The 17324-nt window shown below is 67.6% G+C and carries 16 protein-coding genes and 1 pseudogene; 8 read left to right on the forward strand and 9 right to left on the reverse strand.

Annotation, left to right across the window (positions count from 1 at the left end):
• The 5 genes from AC5Y4D_RS09360 to AC5Y4D_RS09380 form a co-directional block, all read right to left on the reverse strand.
• A complete protein-coding gene (locus AC5Y4D_RS09360; RefSeq protein ID WP_500037006.1) occupies positions 1–471 on the reverse strand; it encodes a YbjN domain-containing protein in 471 nt (156 codons plus the stop codon).
• A gap of 97 nt (positions 472–568) precedes the next feature.
• Positions 569–1591 (reverse strand): TIGR03619 family F420-dependent LLM class oxidoreductase, encoded by a 1023-nt coding sequence (locus tag AC5Y4D_RS09365; RefSeq protein ID WP_500037007.1) that lies wholly within the window; start codon positions 1589–1591, stop codon positions 569–571.
• Positions 1578–3032 carry a dihydrolipoyl dehydrogenase family protein gene (locus AC5Y4D_RS09370; RefSeq protein WP_500037008.1) on the reverse strand — a complete coding sequence of 485 codons (1455 nt, stop codon included), beginning with the start codon at positions 3030–3032 and terminating at the stop codon, positions 1578–1580. The genes AC5Y4D_RS09365 and AC5Y4D_RS09370 overlap by 14 nt, the downstream gene beginning before the upstream one ends.
• A gap of 94 nt (positions 3033–3126) precedes the next feature.
• Positions 3127–3930, reverse strand: coding sequence for a family 1 encapsulin nanocompartment shell protein (locus AC5Y4D_RS09375; protein ID WP_500037009.1), 804 nt, complete (start codon positions 3928–3930; stop codon positions 3127–3129).
• Positions 3927–5000 (reverse strand): Dyp-type peroxidase, encoded by a 1074-nt coding sequence (locus AC5Y4D_RS09380; protein ID WP_500037109.1) that lies wholly within the window; start codon positions 4998–5000, stop codon positions 3927–3929. The genes AC5Y4D_RS09375 and AC5Y4D_RS09380 overlap by 4 nt, the downstream gene beginning before the upstream one ends.
• 7 nt (positions 5001–5007) lie before the next feature.
• Between AC5Y4D_RS09380 and AC5Y4D_RS09385 the strand changes: the two genes are divergently transcribed.
• From AC5Y4D_RS09385 to AC5Y4D_RS09400, 4 genes and pseudogenes are all read left to right on the forward strand, one after another.
• On the forward strand, positions 5008–6276 hold the full coding sequence (locus AC5Y4D_RS09385; RefSeq protein WP_500037110.1) for a M18 family aminopeptidase: 1269 nt from the start codon (positions 5008–5010) through the stop codon (positions 6274–6276).
• An 11-nt stretch (positions 6277–6287) separates the two neighbouring features.
• A pseudogene (locus tag AC5Y4D_RS09390) lies at positions 6288–6395 on the forward strand (VOC family protein); the annotation flags it as partial.
• 19 nt (positions 6396–6414) lie between these two features.
• Positions 6415–8700, forward strand: coding sequence for a phosphoribosylformylglycinamidine synthase subunit PurL (gene purL / locus AC5Y4D_RS09395; protein ID WP_500037010.1), 2286 nt, complete (start codon positions 6415–6417; stop codon positions 8698–8700).
• A gap of 149 nt (positions 8701–8849) precedes the next feature.
• Positions 8850–9431 carry a hypothetical protein gene (locus tag AC5Y4D_RS09400; protein WP_500037011.1) on the forward strand — a complete coding sequence of 194 codons (582 nt, stop codon included), beginning with the start codon at positions 8850–8852 and terminating at the stop codon, positions 9429–9431.
• A 15-nt stretch (positions 9432–9446) separates the two neighbouring features.
• On the opposite strand, the gene AC5Y4D_RS09405 is transcribed toward AC5Y4D_RS09400, so the two are convergent.
• Complete coding sequence (locus AC5Y4D_RS09405; RefSeq protein WP_500037012.1) at positions 9447–10655, reverse strand: MCE family protein; 1209 nt, start codon at positions 10653–10655, stop codon at positions 9447–9449.
• 19 nt (positions 10656–10674) lie between these two features.
• On the opposite strand from AC5Y4D_RS09405, the gene AC5Y4D_RS09410 reads away from it, so the two are divergent.
• From AC5Y4D_RS09410 to purM, 3 genes are all read left to right on the forward strand, one after another.
• Entirely contained in the window at positions 10675–11061 is a 387-nt protein-coding gene (locus tag AC5Y4D_RS09410; RefSeq protein WP_500037013.1) for a sterol carrier family protein, read from the forward strand.
• A 132-nt stretch (positions 11062–11193) separates the two neighbouring features.
• On the forward strand, positions 11194–12726 hold the full coding sequence (gene purF / locus AC5Y4D_RS09415) for an amidophosphoribosyltransferase (RefSeq protein WP_500037014.1): 1533 nt from the start codon (positions 11194–11196) through the stop codon (positions 12724–12726).
• A 73-nt stretch (positions 12727–12799) separates the two neighbouring features.
• Positions 12800–13864 (forward strand): phosphoribosylformylglycinamidine cyclo-ligase, encoded by a 1065-nt coding sequence (purM, locus tag AC5Y4D_RS09420; RefSeq protein ID WP_500037015.1) that lies wholly within the window; start codon positions 12800–12802, stop codon positions 13862–13864.
• A gap of 60 nt (positions 13865–13924) precedes the next feature.
• Here purM and AC5Y4D_RS09425 read toward each other — a convergent pair whose 3' ends face one another.
• Positions 13925–14098 (reverse strand): DUF3073 domain-containing protein, encoded by a 174-nt coding sequence (locus AC5Y4D_RS09425; protein ID WP_499943543.1) that lies wholly within the window; start codon positions 14096–14098, stop codon positions 13925–13927.
• A 165-nt stretch (positions 14099–14263) separates the two neighbouring features.
• Positions 14264–15349 carry a CAF17-like 4Fe-4S cluster assembly/insertion protein YgfZ gene (gene ygfZ / locus AC5Y4D_RS09430; RefSeq protein WP_500037016.1) on the reverse strand — a complete coding sequence of 362 codons (1086 nt, stop codon included), beginning with the start codon at positions 15347–15349 and terminating at the stop codon, positions 14264–14266.
• 131 nt (positions 15350–15480) lie between these two features.
• Here ygfZ and AC5Y4D_RS09435 point away from each other — a divergent pair, with 131 nt between their 5' ends.
• On the forward strand, positions 15481–16353 hold the full coding sequence (locus AC5Y4D_RS09435; protein WP_500037111.1) for an aminodeoxychorismate lyase: 873 nt from the start codon (positions 15481–15483) through the stop codon (positions 16351–16353).
• Positions 16354–16619: 266 nt separating this feature from the next.
• On the opposite strand, the gene AC5Y4D_RS09440 is transcribed toward AC5Y4D_RS09435, so the two are convergent.
• Complete coding sequence (locus tag AC5Y4D_RS09440) at positions 16620–17294, reverse strand: heme-binding beta-barrel domain-containing protein (protein WP_500037017.1); 675 nt, start codon at positions 17292–17294, stop codon at positions 16620–16622.
• Positions 17295–17324 lie beyond the last annotated feature (30 nt).

Here is a 17324-nt window from a genome sequence, read left to right on the forward strand (position 1 = left end):
TCAGCCGGCGTCGAGGAGCAACGGCGCGGTCGGCAGTTCGACGGCCGGGTCCAGCCTGCGGAAGAGGTCGATCGCGGCGCTGAGGGCGCGGTCGGCGAAGGCCGCGAAGTCGTCGAAGCTGACCTGCTCGCCGAACCAGCGGGACTGCTCGGCGGTGACGCCGATGCGCTGCGGATCCGACGATGCGTGCACGATCGCGGTGATGTCGCGGTTGTGCTCGTTCCAGGCGTCCACGCCCTCCGACAGCGCAACGCGTTCTGTGGCGGGAAAGAAGCACGCAGGCGTGATTCGGATCGTGCACACATCGGCGTGCAGGGCCGGGATCTCGAGGTGGACGTGCAGGCGCCGGCTGTCGGAGAGGACGAAGAAGAACTCGCCGTCGTGCCGGCCCCGGAAGAAACGCCGGCCGCGGCTATACAGATAACGTTCGATCAGGCTGGTGCTGAAGGGCTCGGCCGAAAGCGCAGTCATGGTAGCCATGCTGAGGCCGGCGGCTATGGGAATCCTTCTGCGACGGACAGCGATTGCCAAGAATCAGTTGAGAATTCACTGAGCGGCAGCGCCCAGCTCAGGCCGCCTTGATCGACGGGATGATCTCGCGCCCAACGACATCGAGATAATCGGACCGGACGACGTGCGGGATCGTGAAGAGGAACTGATCGATTCCGCAGCGTTGGTACTGCCCGATGCGCTCGACGCACCGTTCGGGGGACCCGACGATGAGTCCCGATTCGGGAATCGAAGCGAATTCCGCGCGGATCCGCGCTTCCTGCTCGACGGATTCGGTGGGTGCCAGCAACGCCGTCACCGACACCCGAAGCGTGCCGGGGTCACGCCCGGCCGACTCGCACGCCAGGTTCAGGAAGTCCCGGCGCCGGCTCACCTGCTCAGGTGACCACCACCGCACGTTGAGCCCCTGCGCCGAACGGGCGGCGATGGTTTGGACGCGGTCGCCTTCACCACCCACCCACAGCGGGGGATGGGGTTGCTGGACCGGCGGCGGATCACACACGGCACCGTTGAGTGTGTAGAACTGACCGGTGTAGCTGGGATTCGCCTCTGTCCACACCGCCCTGAGCACCTGCAGCGACTCCTCGAGTGCCGAGACCCGGTCGCGGACCGGCGGAAACGGGATGCCGTAGGCATTGAACTCGCGCTCGAACCAGCCCGCGCCCAGGCCCAGATCCAGGCGCCCGTCGGAGATGACGTCCAACGTGGCGGCCATCTTCGCCAGCACCGAAGGGTGGCGGTAGGAGTTGCACAGCACGCTGGTGCCCAGCCGCAGTCGAGTGGTGTCGCGAGCCAGCGCGCTCAGTGCCGTCCAGCACTCCAGCAAAGGCAGCGACGTGGGCTGCGCGCCGGAGTCGACACCGGCGGGTCCGTCGGCAATGCCGGCGTCCTTGACGTAGTCGTCGGGACTGATGGTCAGGAAGTGGTCGCACAACCACACCGAATCAAAGCCGTAGCGTTCCGCTTTCTGGGAGACGGCAACCATATCGGGGTACGCGCTCACCGCCAGGCCGTTGATCGTCAGAGCCAGGATGAGACCCACGCGAGTGTCGAAGAAACCGGCTCGGCTAGACGACGACATAGAACGAATCCCGGTAAGCCTCAAGGAGTCTCAGCCACAGCTCGCTGATGGTCGGGAAGCAGGGGACCGCATGCCACAACCGGTCGATGGACACTTCGCCGGCGACGGCGATGGTGGCCGCGTGCAGCAGTTCGGTGACACCCGGACCCACCAGGGTCACGCCCAGCACATGCCGGCTGTCCACGTCGACCACCATGCGGGCCCGACCGACATATCCGTCGGCGAAAAGCTTGGCGCCCGTGACGACATCGCCGATCTCGACATCGATGACCTTCGTGCGGCGGCCGGCCTGGGCGGCCTGCTCGGCGGTCAGTCCCACCGCCGCGGCTTCAGGGTCGGTGAAGAACGCCTGCGGCACGGCGTGATGGTCCGCAGTGGTCGCGTGCGCGCCCCACGGTTCGGTGTCCAGCGGTCGTCCCGCGGCGCGCGCACCGATGGCGGCACCGGCGATGCGGGCCTGGTACTTGCCCTGATGGGTCAGCAGCGCGCGGTGGTTGACGTCGCCGGCCGCGTACAGCCACCCGTCTTCGATTCCCTTGACCCGGCAGGTGTCGTCGACATCCAGCCAACTGCCCGGCGTCAGCCCGACCGTCTCCAAGCCGATGTGATCGGTGAGCGGTTTTCGGCCGGTGGCAAAAAGTATCTCGTCGACTTCCAGGTCGGTGCCGTCGCTCAACGCCAGCGACACCGGGCAATAGGGATAGGCCCGGCGCAGTTCCTGCACCGATACGCCCATCCGCACATCCACGCCCGCGTCGGCGAGTCCGCGGCCGACCAGCTCACCGACAAACGGCTCCATCTGGGGCAACAGCTGTGATCCTCGGACCAGCAATGTGACCTGAGCGCCCAATCCCTGCCAGGCCGTTGCCATTTCGACGCCGACGCCCCCGGCGCCGACGACGGCGAGCCGGTTCGGGACGTCGCTGCTGTCGGTTGCTTCGCGGTTGGTCCACGGCCGGGCGTCGTACAGACCCGGCAGGTCGGGTAACGCCGGCCGGCTCCCGGTACAGACGACTACCGCATGCCGGACCGACAACGCCACCTCCTTGCCGCCGGGTGTGGTGACCACAACTCGTCGCGGACCATCCAGCCGTCCGTGTCCGCGGATCAGTGTGGCGCCGATGCCTTCCACCCACTCGACCTGCCCGGTGTCGTCCCAGTCGCTGACGTAGCGGTCGCGGCGGGCGAAGACACCTCCCGGATGGATGGGGCCGATGATCGCCTGGCGCGCACCGTCGAGGCGGCGGGCGTCGGAGACGGCGAGGACCGGACGCAGCAGCGCCTTGCTCGGCACACAGGCCCAGTAGGAGCACTCGCCACCCACGAGTTCGCGTTCGACCACCGTGACGCTCAAGCCCGCGGCCCGTGTCCGGTCTGCGACGTTCTGCCCGACGGGACCGGCGCCGAGCACTACGACGTCGAACTCCTGCTCCTCCGGCATGCTTCAACGGTCCTTTCGGCTCGGTTCTTCTCAACGAAGCTACTCGGCGCGGCGCATGCGCCTGGCCGATTCGGGAGGGTGGATCCGGCTCGGGCTACGCCGGCGGCGCGAGCGCCACCGAAGCCTCGGCGGTGTAGCACAGGAAGGTCAGGGTCTCCTGCAGATACAGCTGCACGGTGTCGGCGTCGTGGCTGAGGTAGCCGATCGACACGTCGGTACCCAACTGCAGGTCGAAATCGCCGCCACGCGTGGTCAACACGAAAGCGCCGTCGATGGCCGGTGCCCAGATGATGTCCCCGTCCACCAGCCGGTGCAGGTGCTCACGGATGGGATAGCCGTGCTCGGTGGTCTCACTGACCTTGGTGTAGGCGTCAGCGGAAAGCAGGACCGAATACGGTCCGTCGACCCCGGCCAATCGCAACGACGACAGCGCCTGGGTGATCACGTCGGGAAAGTCACGCGCGTCCTCCGGCAGCGTGAGCGGCGGGTTGGAGCTGGCGCCGCGGATGCCTTCGATCGATGCCGGCCCATAGCCCTCGAAGATTCCTCGATCCTCAACGAACGCAAGCTTTTTGGCGGCTGCCTTGACCGGTTCCCAGTCGGCGTCATTGGAACCGCGCTCGACGTCGTCGATTTCCTTGCGCGACAGTACGAATGGCACTCGTAGCCGTACCAGGGGCCGGCTGTCCCGGAGGTGGGCGATCACGCCGTCGGCGGGGGACTCCAGGTCGAGGAGTCGCCCGGTGCTGACCGCCGCCGTCACCGGACCGCCGGGCTCGCTGACGTCGACCACCCTGCGACCCGCGATGTGTCGTTTGAATGTCCGGGTGGCCTCCAATTCGATCTCGGCCCAGGCGACTTCGGTGACTGGCGCCAGATCGCGATAGAGGTTGTTCATCGGGAGGTTCCTTTCAGGCTGCCGATTTGCAGTGAACCGTCGTGGGGTGGCGGGCCGGGTACCGCAACGGCCGGTCTATGTTGCGGCAGTGGCGGCGGATCGTCGAGGAAGTCGACAGTGGGGGAGAAGAACAGGCCGCCGGTGACGGCGGTGGAGAACTCCAGGATGCGGTCGGTGTTACCCGGGGGATCGCCCAGAAACATGTTGCGCAGCATCGTTTCGGTGACCGCGGGCGTGCGTGAGTAGCCGATGAAATAGGTGCCGTACTCGCCTTTGCCGACCGCACCGAACGGCATGTTGTGGCGCACGATCTTCAACTCGTCGCCGTCCTCGTCGGTGATGACGTTGAGCGCGACATGCGAATCGGCCGGCTTCGTGTTGTCGTCGAGCTCGATGTCTTCGAGCTTGGTTCGCCCGATCACCCGCTCCTGTTCGGTGACCGTCAACGAGTTCCACGACGTCATGTCGTGCACGTACTTCTGCACGTGCACATAGCAGGAGCCGGCGAAGTCGGGGTCTTCGTCGCCGATTGCCGTGGCGCTCACCGCGATCGGGCCGTCGGGGTTCTCGGTGCCGTCGACGAAGCCGAGCAGATCGCGGTTGTCGAAGAACCGGAAACCGTGCACTTCGTCGACGACGGTAACCGCACCGGCCATCGCCTCGAGGATGCGACCCGCGAGTTCGAAGCACATGTCCAGGCTCTCGGCCCGAATGTGGAACAGCAGGTCTCCCGGTGTGGCGGGTGCGGTGTGCCGCGGTCCCGCCAATGCGACGAACGGATGCAGCTCGGCCGGGCGCGGACCGGAGAACAGCCGGTCCCAGGCGTCGGAACCGACCGAGGCGATCGCCGACAAACGCTTGGCGGGCTCGCGGAATCCGATCGCGCGCACCAGGCCGGAGACGTCGCCCAACGCGTCGTGCACCGTTGCTTCGCCGCCCTCGTCGATGGTCGCCACGAGAAAGATGGCGGCGGGCGTCAGCGGTGCTAGAACGGGTTGAGGCTGAACCGGAGGCACGCTGCAGACCCTAACTCCAACGGTGCTGTCCGGGACAGCGATGATGGTGACCATGTCCGCCATGTCGGCGAGCGCCGCGGGTCTCGCTCAGTTCATCGACGCCTCGCCGTCGCCCTTCCACGTCTGTGCCACGGTGGCCGCGCGGTTGCTCGACGCCGGATACCGCGAACTCGACGAGACCGACCGTTGGCCGGCGCAGCCCGGTCGCTACTTCACCGCCCGCGCGGGGTCGCTGGTCGCCTGGCACGGCTTGGATGGTGTGACTCCGTTCCGGATCGTCGGCGCGCACACCGACAGCCCCAACCTGCGGGTCAAACAACATCCCGACCGGTCGGTGGCCGGGTGGAAGGTGGTGGCGCTGCAGCCATATGGTGGCGCGTGGCTGAACTCCTGGCTGGACCGCGACCTGGGTGTCAGCGGCAGGTTGTCGTTGCGGGACGGCACGACGGTGACTCACCAACTGGTCCGGATCGACGAACCCATCCTGCGGGTGCCCCAGCTTGCCATCCACCTGGCCGACGATCGCAAGGCGTTGACGCTGGACCCGCAGCGGCACGTCAACGGGGTATGGGGGGTCGGCACCGCGGTCGAGTCCTTTCTCGCCTACGTCGCCGGGCGTGCCGAGGTTTCCGCCGCCGACGTGCTGGGCGCCGATTTGATGACGCACGACCTGACCCCCTCGGCGGTGATCGGCGCGGACGCCAGCCTGCTCAGCGCGCCGCGGCTGGACAATCAGGCCAGTTGCTACGCGGGACTGGAAGCGCTGCTGAATGCTTCGCCCGGCGAGTTCCTGCCCGTGCTGGTGCTTTTCGATCACGAGGAGGTCGGGTCGACCTCGGATCACGGCGCGCAGTCCAATCTCCTGACGACCGTGCTGGAACGAATCGTGCTCGCGGGCGGCGGATCCCGGGAGGACTACCTGCGGCTGCTGCCGGCTTCGCTGCTGGCGTCGGCCGACATGGCCCACGCGACCCACCCGAACTATCCCGAGCGGCACGAGCCGGGCCATCTCATCGAGGTCAACGGGGGGCCCGTAGTCAAAGTGCACCCGAATCTGCGCTACGCCACCGACGGACGCACCGCGGCGGCTTTCGCGATGGCGTGCCGCCAGGCCGGAGTTGCGTTGCAGCGGTACGAACATCGCGCGGATCTGCCCTGCGGGTCGACTATCGGGCCGATGGCCTCGGCGCGCACCGGCATCCCGACCGTCGACGTCGGTGCCCCGCAACTTGCCATGCATTCCGCGCGCGAGTTGATGGGCGCGCACGATGTGCCCGCCTATGCGGCTGCGCTGAGCGCGTTCCTTTCGCCCGACTCGGCCCCGGCCTAGGGTCGTGGGCTATGACGCCCACACTGGAAATGGTCACCTTCGACTCCACCGATCCCGCGGCGTTGGCCGGTTGGTGGGCCGAGCAGTTCGACGGGACGAGAGTCAGCCGGCTTGTCGGGGTGAACCTAGACTGACTGCGTGACGAGCGCGCAGCCCTCATCGATCGACACCGTCGAGCACGCCGCTACCAGCCCCGACCAGCCGCAACCCTTCCACGAGTTGGGTCTCAAGGACGACGAGTACCAGCGGATCCGGGAGATCCTGGGCCGGCGGCCCACCGACACCGAGCTGGCGATGTATTCGGTGATGTGGAGCGAGCACTGCTCGTACAAGTCCTCCAAGGTGCATTTGCGCTACTTCGGTGAGACCACCACCGACGAGATGCGCACCGGCATGCTGGCCGGCATCGGCGAGAACGCCGGAGTCGTCGACATCGGCGACGGCTGGGCGGTCACCTTCAAAGTGGAGTCGCACAATCACCCCTCCTATGTGGAGCCCTACCAGGGCGCGGCCACCGGCGTCGGTGGCATCGTGCGCGACATCATGGCGATGGGCGCGCGCCCGGTGGCGGTGATGGACCAGCTCCGGTTCGGTGCCGCCGATGCGCCCGACACCCGTCGCGTGGTGGACGGGGTGGTCCGAGGTATCGGCGGCTACGGAAACTCCTTGGGACTGCCCAACATAGGCGGCGAAACCGTCTTCGACGCGAGCTACGCCGGCAACCCGTTGGTCAATGCGTTGTGCGTCGGTGTCCTACGACAAGAGGACCTGCATCTGGCGTTCGCCTCGGGCGCCGGGAACAAGATCATCCTGTTCGGGGCGCGGACCGGTCTGGACGGCATCGGCGGGGTGTCGGTGCTGGCGTCGGACACCTTTGACGCCGAAAACTCACGTAAGAAGCTGCCGTCGGTGCAGGTCGGCGATCCGTTCATGGAGAAAGTGCTCATCGAGTGCTGCCTGGAGCTCTACGCCGGTGGTCTGGTGATCGGCATCCAAGACCTGGGCGGTGCCGGATTATCATGCGCCACTTCGGAATTGGCCTCTGCTGGAGACGGTGGCATGGCCATCGATCTGGACACCGTACCGCTGCGGGCCAAGGACATGACCCCGGCCGAGGTGCTGTGCAGCGAGTCCCAGGAGCGGATGTGTGCGGTGGTGGCACCGGAGAACGTCGAGGCGTTCATGGCGGTGTGCCGCAGATGGGAAGTGCTGGCCACCGTCATCGGCGAGGTCACCGACGGAGACCGGCTACGCATCACCTGGCACGGGGAGACGGTCGTGGACGTACCGCCGCGCACGGTCGCCCACGAAGGGCCGGTCTATCAGCGTCCGGTCGCCCGCCCGGAAGCACAGGATGCCCTCAACGCCGACACGTCCGCCGGGCTGCCCCGCCCGTCCACCGGTGCCGAGCTGCGCGCGACTTTGCTTGCGCTGCTTGGCAGTCCGCATCTGTGCAGTCGAGCATTCATCACCGAACAGTACGACCGCTACGTGCGCGGCAACACGGTGCTCGCCGAGCACGCCGACGGCGGTGTGCTGCGCATCGACGAGGCGACCGGCCGCGGTATCGCGCTGTCCACCGACGCGTCGGGACGCTACACCCAACTCGATCCCTACACCGGTGCACAGCTCGCGCTGGCCGAGGCCTACCGCAACGTGGCGGTCACCGGCGCCACCCCGGTCGCGGTGACCAATTGCCTCAACTTCGGTTCGCCCGAAGATCCCGGCGTGATGTGGCAGTTCTCCCAGGCGGTGCGTGGGTTGGCCGATGGTTGTGCAGCTCTGGGCATCCCGGTCACTGGCGGCAACGTCAGCTTCTACAACCAGACGGGATCATCGGCGATCCTGCCGACGCCGGTAGTCGGCGTCCTCGGCGTGATCGACGACGTCGGCCGGCGCATCCCGACGGGGTTGGGCGCCGAACCCGGAGAAACCCTCATTCTGCTCGGCGATACCCGCGACGAACTCGACGGATCGGTCTGGGCGCAGATCGCCGGCGACCATCTGGGTGGCCGACCGCCCACCGTGGATCTGGCGCGGGAGAAGCTCCTGGCCGAGGTGCTCAGCGCGGCATCCCGGGACGGACTGGTGACCGCCGCACACGACCTCTCCGAGGGCGGGTTGGCCCAAGCCGTCGTCGAGGCGGCGCTGGCCGGTGAAACCGGTTGTCGCATAGTGCTTCCCGAGGGAGCAGATCCGTTCGTGACATTGTTCTCCGAGTCCTCCGGACGGGTGCTGGTCGCCGTGCCCCGCACCGAGGAGAGCCGGTTCCGGTCCATGTGCGAGGCGCGGGGATTGCCCGCCGTCCGCATCGGCGTCGTCGACCAGGCCTCGGACGGCATCGAGGTGCAAGGGCTGTTCACCGTCCCCTTGGCCGAATTGCGCGAGACCTCCGAAGCGGTGCTGCCGCGCTTCTTCGGCTAACGCCGCCGGCGAAGAAATACCCGGTTTCCGGGATTACCGCGGAAAGTCGCGGGTACTTGAGCGTCGAGGTCCTCGATCTTGCGGATAGCTGAGCCAGATGCACCGCCCCACCCGGCCATTTTCGATTGCACAGAGGCAGGGACGCAGCCATGGCCACAGCAAGCCTCCACCGCGCTGACACGGGTATCTCGCTGCAGAAGATCGACCGTTATGGCCACGAACGCCGGGTCATGGCGGCGGGTTGGACTGTTCTGCTGATCGTGATTGCCGTTCTGTCGGCCTGGGCTCATTACCGCACCGAACAACCGGATTCACCGGACAGCGAAGCGGTTGTGCCGACGCCCGAGTCGCTGGCGGCATGGCGCACCAAATCCGAGCCGCTGATCAGTCACCTGGTAGCCGAGCGAAACACCATTGCCGCTGCTGCCACCCGCCACGATGTCGCGGCCACGGCTGCGGCATGCCAATCCGCCGCCGGCGCGGTCAGCGAACTACACCAACAGCTGCCGAGTCCGGAGCGGGCGCTGAACAGAACGCTGCAGCAGGCAGTCACCGACTACGAGATCGGTCTGCCCTATTGCATCTCCGCTGCCCGCACCGAAGACGCCGCAGGAATGCTGCAGGCGGCGACCCATATCCGGCACGGAGACGCTTTCCTGCGCGAAGCCCTGGCCATTCTCGACCAGCACTGCCGCGGCGGCGGTCCCCGTGGCGGACTACTGATGGTGTAGAGCAGCGGGCACAGATCAGGGATTGATGGTGTAGTCACCGACCTGGCGACCCCACACGTAGTCGAGCATCAGCGGCGAGGGAAGTTCGAAGTGGTTGTAGGGCGCCAGACTGGCCCCGACGTCCATCACCAGCAGCGGGGCGGGCCACAGCTGACGGGTGACCGGCTGCCAGCAGCCAGGTTTGCCGCCGGGGCCGCCGCGTGCATTCACCCGGGGCAGGTTCTCCGGGTAGAAGTACGGCGGCGGAGCCCCGGTGATGCCGCCCGCCGAGTTCGCACCGAGCGCGTAGCCGTTGAACCCCAGTGCCGCACGGATTTTGGGTGCGACGTGGTCGTAGTTGCGCAATGTGCAAAAGACCTCGGGGCTGTACTCGTCGAGGAGCCGTGCGGTCGGTTCCAGGTCGACGGCTCCGCGGGTCAGGAAGGGCCCCGCCCGCTCGAATACCGGTGACCCGATGTTGCCCAAGCCCGCGGCGGCCAGTAACGCCTCGTCGAGGTCACCTTGTTGCCTGTCGACGGTGCGGGCCGTGGTCGCGGCGGCTTCGAGGGCCTCCACCACGTCTGGGACGGCGTCGGCGTAGGTGTCTCCCAGGGCCGCGAGGCGCTGAATATCCAAGCGGGCCTGCGGCAGTCGCGGGTTCAGGTCATCCAGGATGGCGTTGCCATTCGACAGCGAAGCGCCGAACTCGTCGCCCAACCCGGTCAGCGCCTGCGCGGCGGCGTTCAACGTCAGATTGAGCTTGACCGGGTCGACCTTCTCCGAGATGGCGGTGAGAGTTTCGAACAAGGTGTCGAACTCGGTGGTCACCTGGGTCGCGTTGATGACCGTCGAGGGTGTGACGTGTTGCGGTGACGGCGCGGATGTCGGTGAGCTCAGCGCTATGTACTTGTTGCCGAACACGGTCGTCGCCTTGATCTCGGCAGCGACGTTGGCCGGGATCTGCGGGATGTAGCGCGGATAGATATCCAGCACCAGCTGCGCTGCCGGGACGCCGTGGTGGGTGATCTCGGAGATTTGGGACACCCGGCCGATCTGCACGCCGTTGTAGGTGACCTTGGCGCCGGGGTCCATCACCAGACCCGCCCGCGGGGCGATCATCGTCAACTTGGTCTTCGGGGTGAAGTTGCCGCGGAATTGCCAATACAGCGACCCCAGCACGATCACCAGCACAATCAGCGCGAGCACGCCGATGGTCTTGAAAGGTGGCCGCGTCCGCGGGTCCATAGTTCTGAGACCCTAGGGTATGGCTGCCCGGAATAGCGCTGATCCGGCGAAGACTCGGCAGGCCGTGCTGGCCATTGCGGAATGGTTACGCGACGAGACCCGTCCCGGGCCGGACCGGGCTGAGCTCGGGACGGCTGTGCGACTTACCGCCCGCACACTGGCTGCCCTGGCGCCCGGCGCCAGCGTCGAAGTCCGGGTGCCGCCGTTCGTCGCGGTGCAGTGCGTCGCGGGGCCCCGGCACACCCGCGGAACACCGCCGAACGTCGTGGAGACCGACCCGCGCACGTGGCTGTTGGTGGCCACGGGGCTGATGGGTTTCGACGAGGCCTCCCTCAGCGGTCTGCTGCGTCTGTCGGGCAGCCGGTCGAGTGAGATTGGCCACCTGTTACCGGTGGTGCATATGTGACTTGACCTGCGTGTTTGGCGCGACACGCCGAAAATGAACGGGAATAACACGCCCGCCGAATTCGTCGCTACCGGCGGCAAAGCCGTAGACTCCGTTACCGTCACTACCCGCGCCCCAGGGAGCCGCCAAACCGTGACCGTGCAGCCCGAAGAAGACTTCAACTCGCCCCGTGAAGAGTGCGGTGTATTCGGGGTCTGGGCCCCGGGTGAAGACGTCGCCAAGCTCACGTACTACGGCCTGTATGCGTTGCAGCATCGCGGCCAGGAAGCCGCGGGCATCGCGGTCGCCGACGGATCCCAGGTTCTGGTGTTCAAGGACCTCGGTCTGGTCAGCCAGGTATTCGACGAGCAGACGTTGGCGGCCATGCACGGCCACGTCGCGATCGGGCACTGCCGCTACTCCACGACCGGGGACACGACCTGGGAGAACGCCCAGCCGGTGTTCCGTAACACCGCGGCCGGGACCGGAGTTGCCTTGGGGCACAACGGAAATCTGGTCAACGCCGCCGAGCTGGCGGCCCGGGCCCGCGACGCGGGGCTGATGGCCAGGCGGTGCCCGGCGCCGGCGACCACCGACTCCGACATCCTGGGCGCGCTGCTGGCGCACGGCGCGGCCGACTCCAGCCTGGAACAGGCTGCGCTGGAACTGCTGCCGACCGTCCGCGGTGCGTTCTGTCTGACGTTCATGGACGAGAACACCCTGTACGCCTGTCGCGACCCGCACGGGGTGCGGCCGTTGTCGCTGGGCCGGCTCGACCGCGGCTGGGTCGTCGCCTCCGAAACCGCCGCGCTCGACATCGTCGGCGCCTCCTTCGTCCGCGACATCGAGCCCGGTGAACTGCTGGCCATCGACGCCGACGGAGTGCGGTCCACCCGGTTCGCCAACCCGTCGCCCAAGGGCTGCATCTTCGAGTACGTCTATCTGGCCCGGCCGGACAGCGTCATCGCCGGGCGGTCGATTCACGGTGCCCGGCTGGAGATCGGCCGTCGGCTGGCCCGCGAATGCCCGGTGGACGCCGACCTGGTGATAGGTGTGCCGGAGTCCGGCACACCCGCCGCGGTGGGGTACGCCCAGGAATCGGGCATCCCCTACGGCCAAGGCCTGATGAAGAACGCATATGTCGGGCGAACATTCATCCAGCCGTCTCAGACGATCCGGCAGCTCGGCATCCGGCTCAAGCTCAATCCGCTCAAAGAAGTGATCCGCGGGAAGCGGCTCATCGTCGTCGACGACTCGATCGTGCGAGGTAACACCCAACGCGCGCTGGTGCGCATGCTGCGTGAGGCCGGCGCGGTGGAGGTGCACGTGCGGATCGCCTCACCGCCGGTGAAATGGCCGTGCTTCTACGGCATCGACTTCCCGTCGCCGGCCGAGTTGATCGCCAACGCCGTCGAGGACGAAGGCGAGATGCTCGAGGCGGTGCGGCACGCGATCAACGCCGACACGCTGGGATACATCTCGCTGCGCGGGCTGATCGCGGCCACCGAGCAACCCGCCTCGCGGTTGTGCACGGCGTGTTTCGACGGCACCTACCCGATCGAGCTGCCGAGTGAGAGCGCGCTGGGTAAGAACGTGATCGAGCACATGCTCGCCACCGCCGCGCGCGGGGCCGGCCTGGGCGAGTTGTCCGGCCAGCAAGTCCCGGAAGTTCCCGTCTCGCGCTGACGATTACGACTCTCGGCGCGCAATCGGTGGTGACGCGTACCGCCGTGGCCGGCTACCGGTAGCCTTTATCGCGATGACGGATCCCGAAGGCGTCACTTACGCATCGGCCGGGGTGGACATCGAGGCCGGTGACCGCGCCGTCGACTTGTTCAAGCCGCTGGCAGTCAGGGCCACCAGACCCGAGGTACGTGGTGGGCTGGGCGGATTCGCCGGGCTGTTCGCCTTGCGTGGCGACTACCGCGAACCGGTGCTGGCGGCGTCCACCGACGGCGTCGGCACCAAGATCGCGGTCGCTCAAGCGATGGACAAGCACGACACCGTCGGGCTGGACCTGGTCGCGATGGTGGTCGACGACCTCGTCGTGTGTGGCGCCGAGCCGCTGTTCCTGCAGGACTACATCGCGGTGGGCCGCACTGTCCCGGAACGGGTCGCGGCGATCGTCAGCGGCATCGCCGAGGGCTGCGTGCGGGCGGGCTGCGCCCTGTTGGGGGGCGAGACGGCCGAGCATCCCGGCCTGATGGAACCGGACCACTACGACATCTCGGCGACCGGTGTCGGCGTGGTCGAGGCCGACGACGTGCTGGGCCCCGAGCGCGTCAAACCAGGTGACGTCATCATCGCAATGGCATCCTCGGGACTGCATTCCAACGGTTATTCGCTGGCCCGTTCCGTTCTCCTCGAGATCGACCGGATGAACCTCGCCGGTTATGTGGAGGAGTTCGGTCGCACGCTGGGCGAGGAGCTGCTGGAGCCGACCGTCATCTACGCCAAAGACTGTCTGGCACTGGCCGCCGAGACCCAGGTCCGCACGTTCTGCCATGTCACCGGCGGAGGGCTGGCCGGCAACCTGGCGCGGGTCATCCCGCACGGGCTGGTCGCCGAGGTGGACCGCGGCACATGGACCCCGGCGCCGGTGTTCGGCATGATCGCCCAGCGGGGCCGGGTAGCGCGGGCCGAGATGGAGAAGACCTTCAACATGGGGGTGGGCATGATCGCCGTCGTCGCCCCCGAGGACACCGATCGCGCCCAGGCGATACTGACCGCGCGGCACCTGGACTGTTGGGTGCTGGGCACCGTGGGCAAGGGAGGAAAAGAGGGCCCTCGGGCCAAGCTCGTCGGACAGCACCCGCGTTTCTAGGCCCAGACGTCAAGCCGACCGTGCCGTTGCGATGTGCAGGGCACGGTCGGGTGGTGAGGTCTAGCGGCGCCAGTCGTCCTGGTCGTCGTATGAATCGTCGTCCGCGTGGTCCGACTCATCGGTGCTCGTCCCTGACAGCTCGCGCTGCAGCCGCGTGAAGTCCGTCTGCGGGGAGCTGTACTTCAGTTCTCGAGCAACCTTGGTCTGCTTTGCCTTAGCCCGGCCGCGGCCCATGGGGGAACCCCCTCGCGAAATAACGGAGCGGCCTAACAAGTAGGCGGCTCCGATCTCTTAGTGTCATTGTCCTGCCGACAGCTTACCGTGCCCGGTGCCCGAACGTCGGCTCGCCCTGCCTGGGGACACCGACCGGCCCGGGGATGTCGTCGACGTCACAGTCGATCAACGGCCACCGCCGCGCAGCCGCTCCACGGCGAGCCGTCCGGCGCCCACCTCGTCGACTGGCGGCAGTGATTCGGCGTCGATCACCGCGGCGACCTCGCCGTCGGCGCCGGCCGTCAGCTCGGTGTCGCCGGGTATGCCGCGTTTGAGTAGCGCCAGCGCTATCGGGCCCAGGTCGACGTGCTCGACGACCGTTCCCAGCCGCCCGACCGTGCGCCCACCGGCAAGGACCGGGTCGCCGGTAGACGGCCGGTCCACCGAGCCGTCGAGGTGCAGCAGGACCAGCATCCGGGGCGGTTTGCCCAGATTGTGCACCCGCGCGACCGTTTCTTGTCCCCGGTAGCAGCCCTTGTCCAGATGCACTGCGCCCTCGCCGGGGCCGCCGATCCAGCGCACTTCGTGCGGGATGGTGCGCTCGTCGGTGTCCACGCCCAGCCGCGGACGCAGGGCGGCCACCCGACGAGCTTCATAAGCCCACACCCCGGCCGGGCGCACACCGAGGCGCCGCTGCCAGTCGCCCGATTCGCCGCGCGGCACCAGCAGGTCCAGTTCGACCGGCCCGTCCGCAACGCTGGGCATACGTCGCACAAAACCACCACCGGTCAGCGGCACCGAGTGCCCTTCGGCCGGTAGCGCGTCCAGTCTCAGCGCGTCGAGCACCGTTGTGTCTGCCAGCCGTGGACCGAGCAGCGACAGCACCGCCAGGTCCGCGGCCGCGGGTGTGACGTCGGACCAGAAGACCATCCTGGACAGGTAGTTCAGCAACGGCTCGCCCCGCCACGGCTCGGTGTCGAGGTAGGTGGTGCCGCCCAGCTCGGTCTGCAACCAGTGGTCCTCGACCCGGCCTTGCCCGTCCAGACTCAGATTCTGGGTGCACGCGCCTTCGGGCAGTGCGCTGACGTGCTGGCTGGAGATGTTGTGCAGCCAGGATTGCCGGTCGTTGCCGGTCAGGGCCAGCACGGCGCGATGCGAGCGGTCCACCAGGATGGCGTCGGTTTCGCCGGCCCGCTGTTCACCCAGCGGATCACCGTAATGCCAGATCGCACCGGTGTCGGGTCCGGGATCCGGGGCAGGGACTGGGTTCACACGTCAACCTTACGGCGACGGCTCTGGGCCGCCCGAACGTCACGCTGGCGTGACGCTCGACGTCGACAGTCACGCCAGCGCGACACACGCCGGGAACGACGGGGTAGCTAGGCTGACCCCTCATGGCCGCTGTGGTTGTCACGCTCGACGGCGCGATCGTCGATCCGGGAACGCCGCTGCTGCACGCCGACGACCTGGCCGCGGTCCGCGGTGACGGGGTGTTCGAGACGCTGCTGGTGCGCGACGGCAGGGCATGCCTGATCGAGTCGCACCTGCAACGGCTGACCCAGTCCGCCAAGCTGATGGACCTACCCGAACCTGATTTGCCCGGCTGGCGTCGCGCGATCGACGTCGCGACCCGACAGTGGGTCGCGACCACCGGTGCGGAAGCCGCGATGCGGCTGGTCTACAGCCGCGGCCGGGAGAGCGGTTCGGCCCCGACCGGCTACGTCGCGGTCAACCAGGTGCCGGAACGAGTGGCCGCGGTGCGCCGTGACGGCGTATCGGCGATCACCCTCGAAAGAGGGTTGCCGGCCAAGGGAATCGATGCGATGCCCTGGCTGCTGGCCGGCGCCAAGACGCTGTCTTACGCGGTGAACATGGCGGTGTTGCGCCACGCGTCCCGCCGGGGCGCGGGTGATGTCGTGTTCGTCAGCACCGACGGTTACGTCCTGGAGGGTCCGCGCTCGACGGTGGTCATCGCGACCGACGGCGAGAACGGCAAGCCCTGTCTGTTGACCCCGCCGCCGTGGTTTCCCATCCTGCGGGGAACCACCCAACAAGCGCTGTTCGAGGTCGCGCGCGGCAACGGCTACGACTGCGACTACCGTGCCCTTCGGGTTGCGGATCTGTTTGCGGCTCAGGGTGTTTGGTTGATATCGAGCATGACGCTGGCGGCCCGGGTGCACACTCTGGACGGTCGGCTGCTGCCCCCCGCGCCCTTCGCGCCCACGTTCGCCGAGTTGATCGACGACGCGATAGTCAGCGACCGGGCCGGCCGGTAGCGGCCGAAATTTAATGGCTGGCAACCGTTTCGGGGTCGGTGGTAGCTTCGTCAGTACACAGGAAAGGAGGTGGTCCGCGAAATTGATAGCTTCATGGACATGTGAGGTGGCTGCGCGCTAGCTGCATTGGCTCGGAAGAGTCAGCGATCAACGCGCGCTGGCGAATTTCCCGCAGTCACCCGGCCCTCGAGCTTCCGGTCTGTCCAACCGGAATATGGCTCGGGGGCCGCTCCATTTCCCGGGCCAGCCATTGCGGCGGGAGGCGATCAGCCGACGTAGCGAGCCAGGCGCGCCGACAGATGCGGCACCAAGGCGCCGTCGGCGTCGACGCGTTCCTCGACGTAACCCAGGTCGCCGCCCTCGACGATGCCGTACAACCGCTTGGCGCCGCCGACCAGCACCCCCGACCGGCTGCGCGCCAGGGCGTCGGTGGCCAACTCCCACGACGACTGGGTGAGTGGTCGCCCATAGAAGAGCTCGACGTATCCCGACGAGTGCGCCAATAAGAGTTCGATCGCGGTGGACTCGGTCGGATCGTCCGGGTCGCTGACGAAGCGCCAGAAGCCCGTCTCGCGCAGACCGGGCTCTCCGTAGTCGCCCGACTCGGTGAGCCGCCACGACCGGGCTTCCCAGTTCAGGTAGTCGCCCCCGTCGTGGGAGACCACGATCTGCTGGCCGAAGCGGTAGTCGCCGTGGCTCCCGCGACCCTCGCCTTCGCCGCGCCAGACCCCGACCAGCGGCAGCAACGCCAGCAATGCGTCGTTCAGGCTGGCACCCTCGCGCAGGTTGGCGGTGTCCGCGGGTAGCGGCAGGTCGTCGAACGCCGGAATATTGCGCGCGGCGGTCAGTTTGGCGCGTTCGGCCGCGGCGGCGACGGCACGATCCGCCGAACCGGCGACCTCGGAACCGCCTGCCGCGTCATCGCCCTCGGTCGGGGTCACGACTCGTCGGTGATCAACCGGTACAGCGCA

Source organism: Mycobacterium sp. NGS67, assembly GCF_059812185.1.

Coding starts and splice junctions, on each gene's coding strand:
- AC5Y4D_RS09360 (WP_500037006.1), bottom strand. CDS start 471: ATGACTGCGCTTTCGGCCGAGCCCTTCAGCACCAGCCTGATCGAACGT.
- AC5Y4D_RS09365 (WP_500037007.1), bottom strand. CDS start 1,591: ATGTCGTCGTCTAGCCGAGCCGGTTTCTTCGACACTCGCGTGGGTCTC.
- AC5Y4D_RS09370 (WP_500037008.1), bottom strand. CDS start 3,032: ATGCCGGAGGAGCAGGAGTTCGACGTCGTAGTGCTCGGCGCCGGTCCC.
- AC5Y4D_RS09375 (WP_500037009.1), bottom strand. CDS start 3,930: ATGAACAACCTCTATCGCGATCTGGCGCCAGTCACCGAAGTCGCCTGG.
- AC5Y4D_RS09380 (WP_500037109.1), bottom strand. CDS start 5,000: ATGGTCACCATCATCGCTGTCCCGGACAGCACCGTTGGAGTTAGGGTC.
- AC5Y4D_RS09385 (WP_500037110.1), top strand. CDS start 5,008: ATGTCGGCGAGCGCCGCGGGTCTCGCTCAGTTCATCGACGCCTCGCCG.
- AC5Y4D_RS09400 (WP_500037011.1), top strand. CDS start 8,850: ATGGCCACAGCAAGCCTCCACCGCGCTGACACGGGTATCTCGCTGCAG.
- AC5Y4D_RS09405 (WP_500037012.1), bottom strand. CDS start 10,655: ATGGACCCGCGGACGCGGCCACCTTTCAAGACCATCGGCGTGCTCGCG.
- AC5Y4D_RS09410 (WP_500037013.1), top strand. CDS start 10,675: ATGGCTGCCCGGAATAGCGCTGATCCGGCGAAGACTCGGCAGGCCGTG.
- purM (WP_500037015.1), top strand. CDS start 12,800: ATGACGGATCCCGAAGGCGTCACTTACGCATCGGCCGGGGTGGACATC.
- AC5Y4D_RS09425 (WP_499943543.1), bottom strand. CDS start 14,098: ATGGGCCGCGGCCGGGCTAAGGCAAAGCAGACCAAGGTTGCTCGAGAA.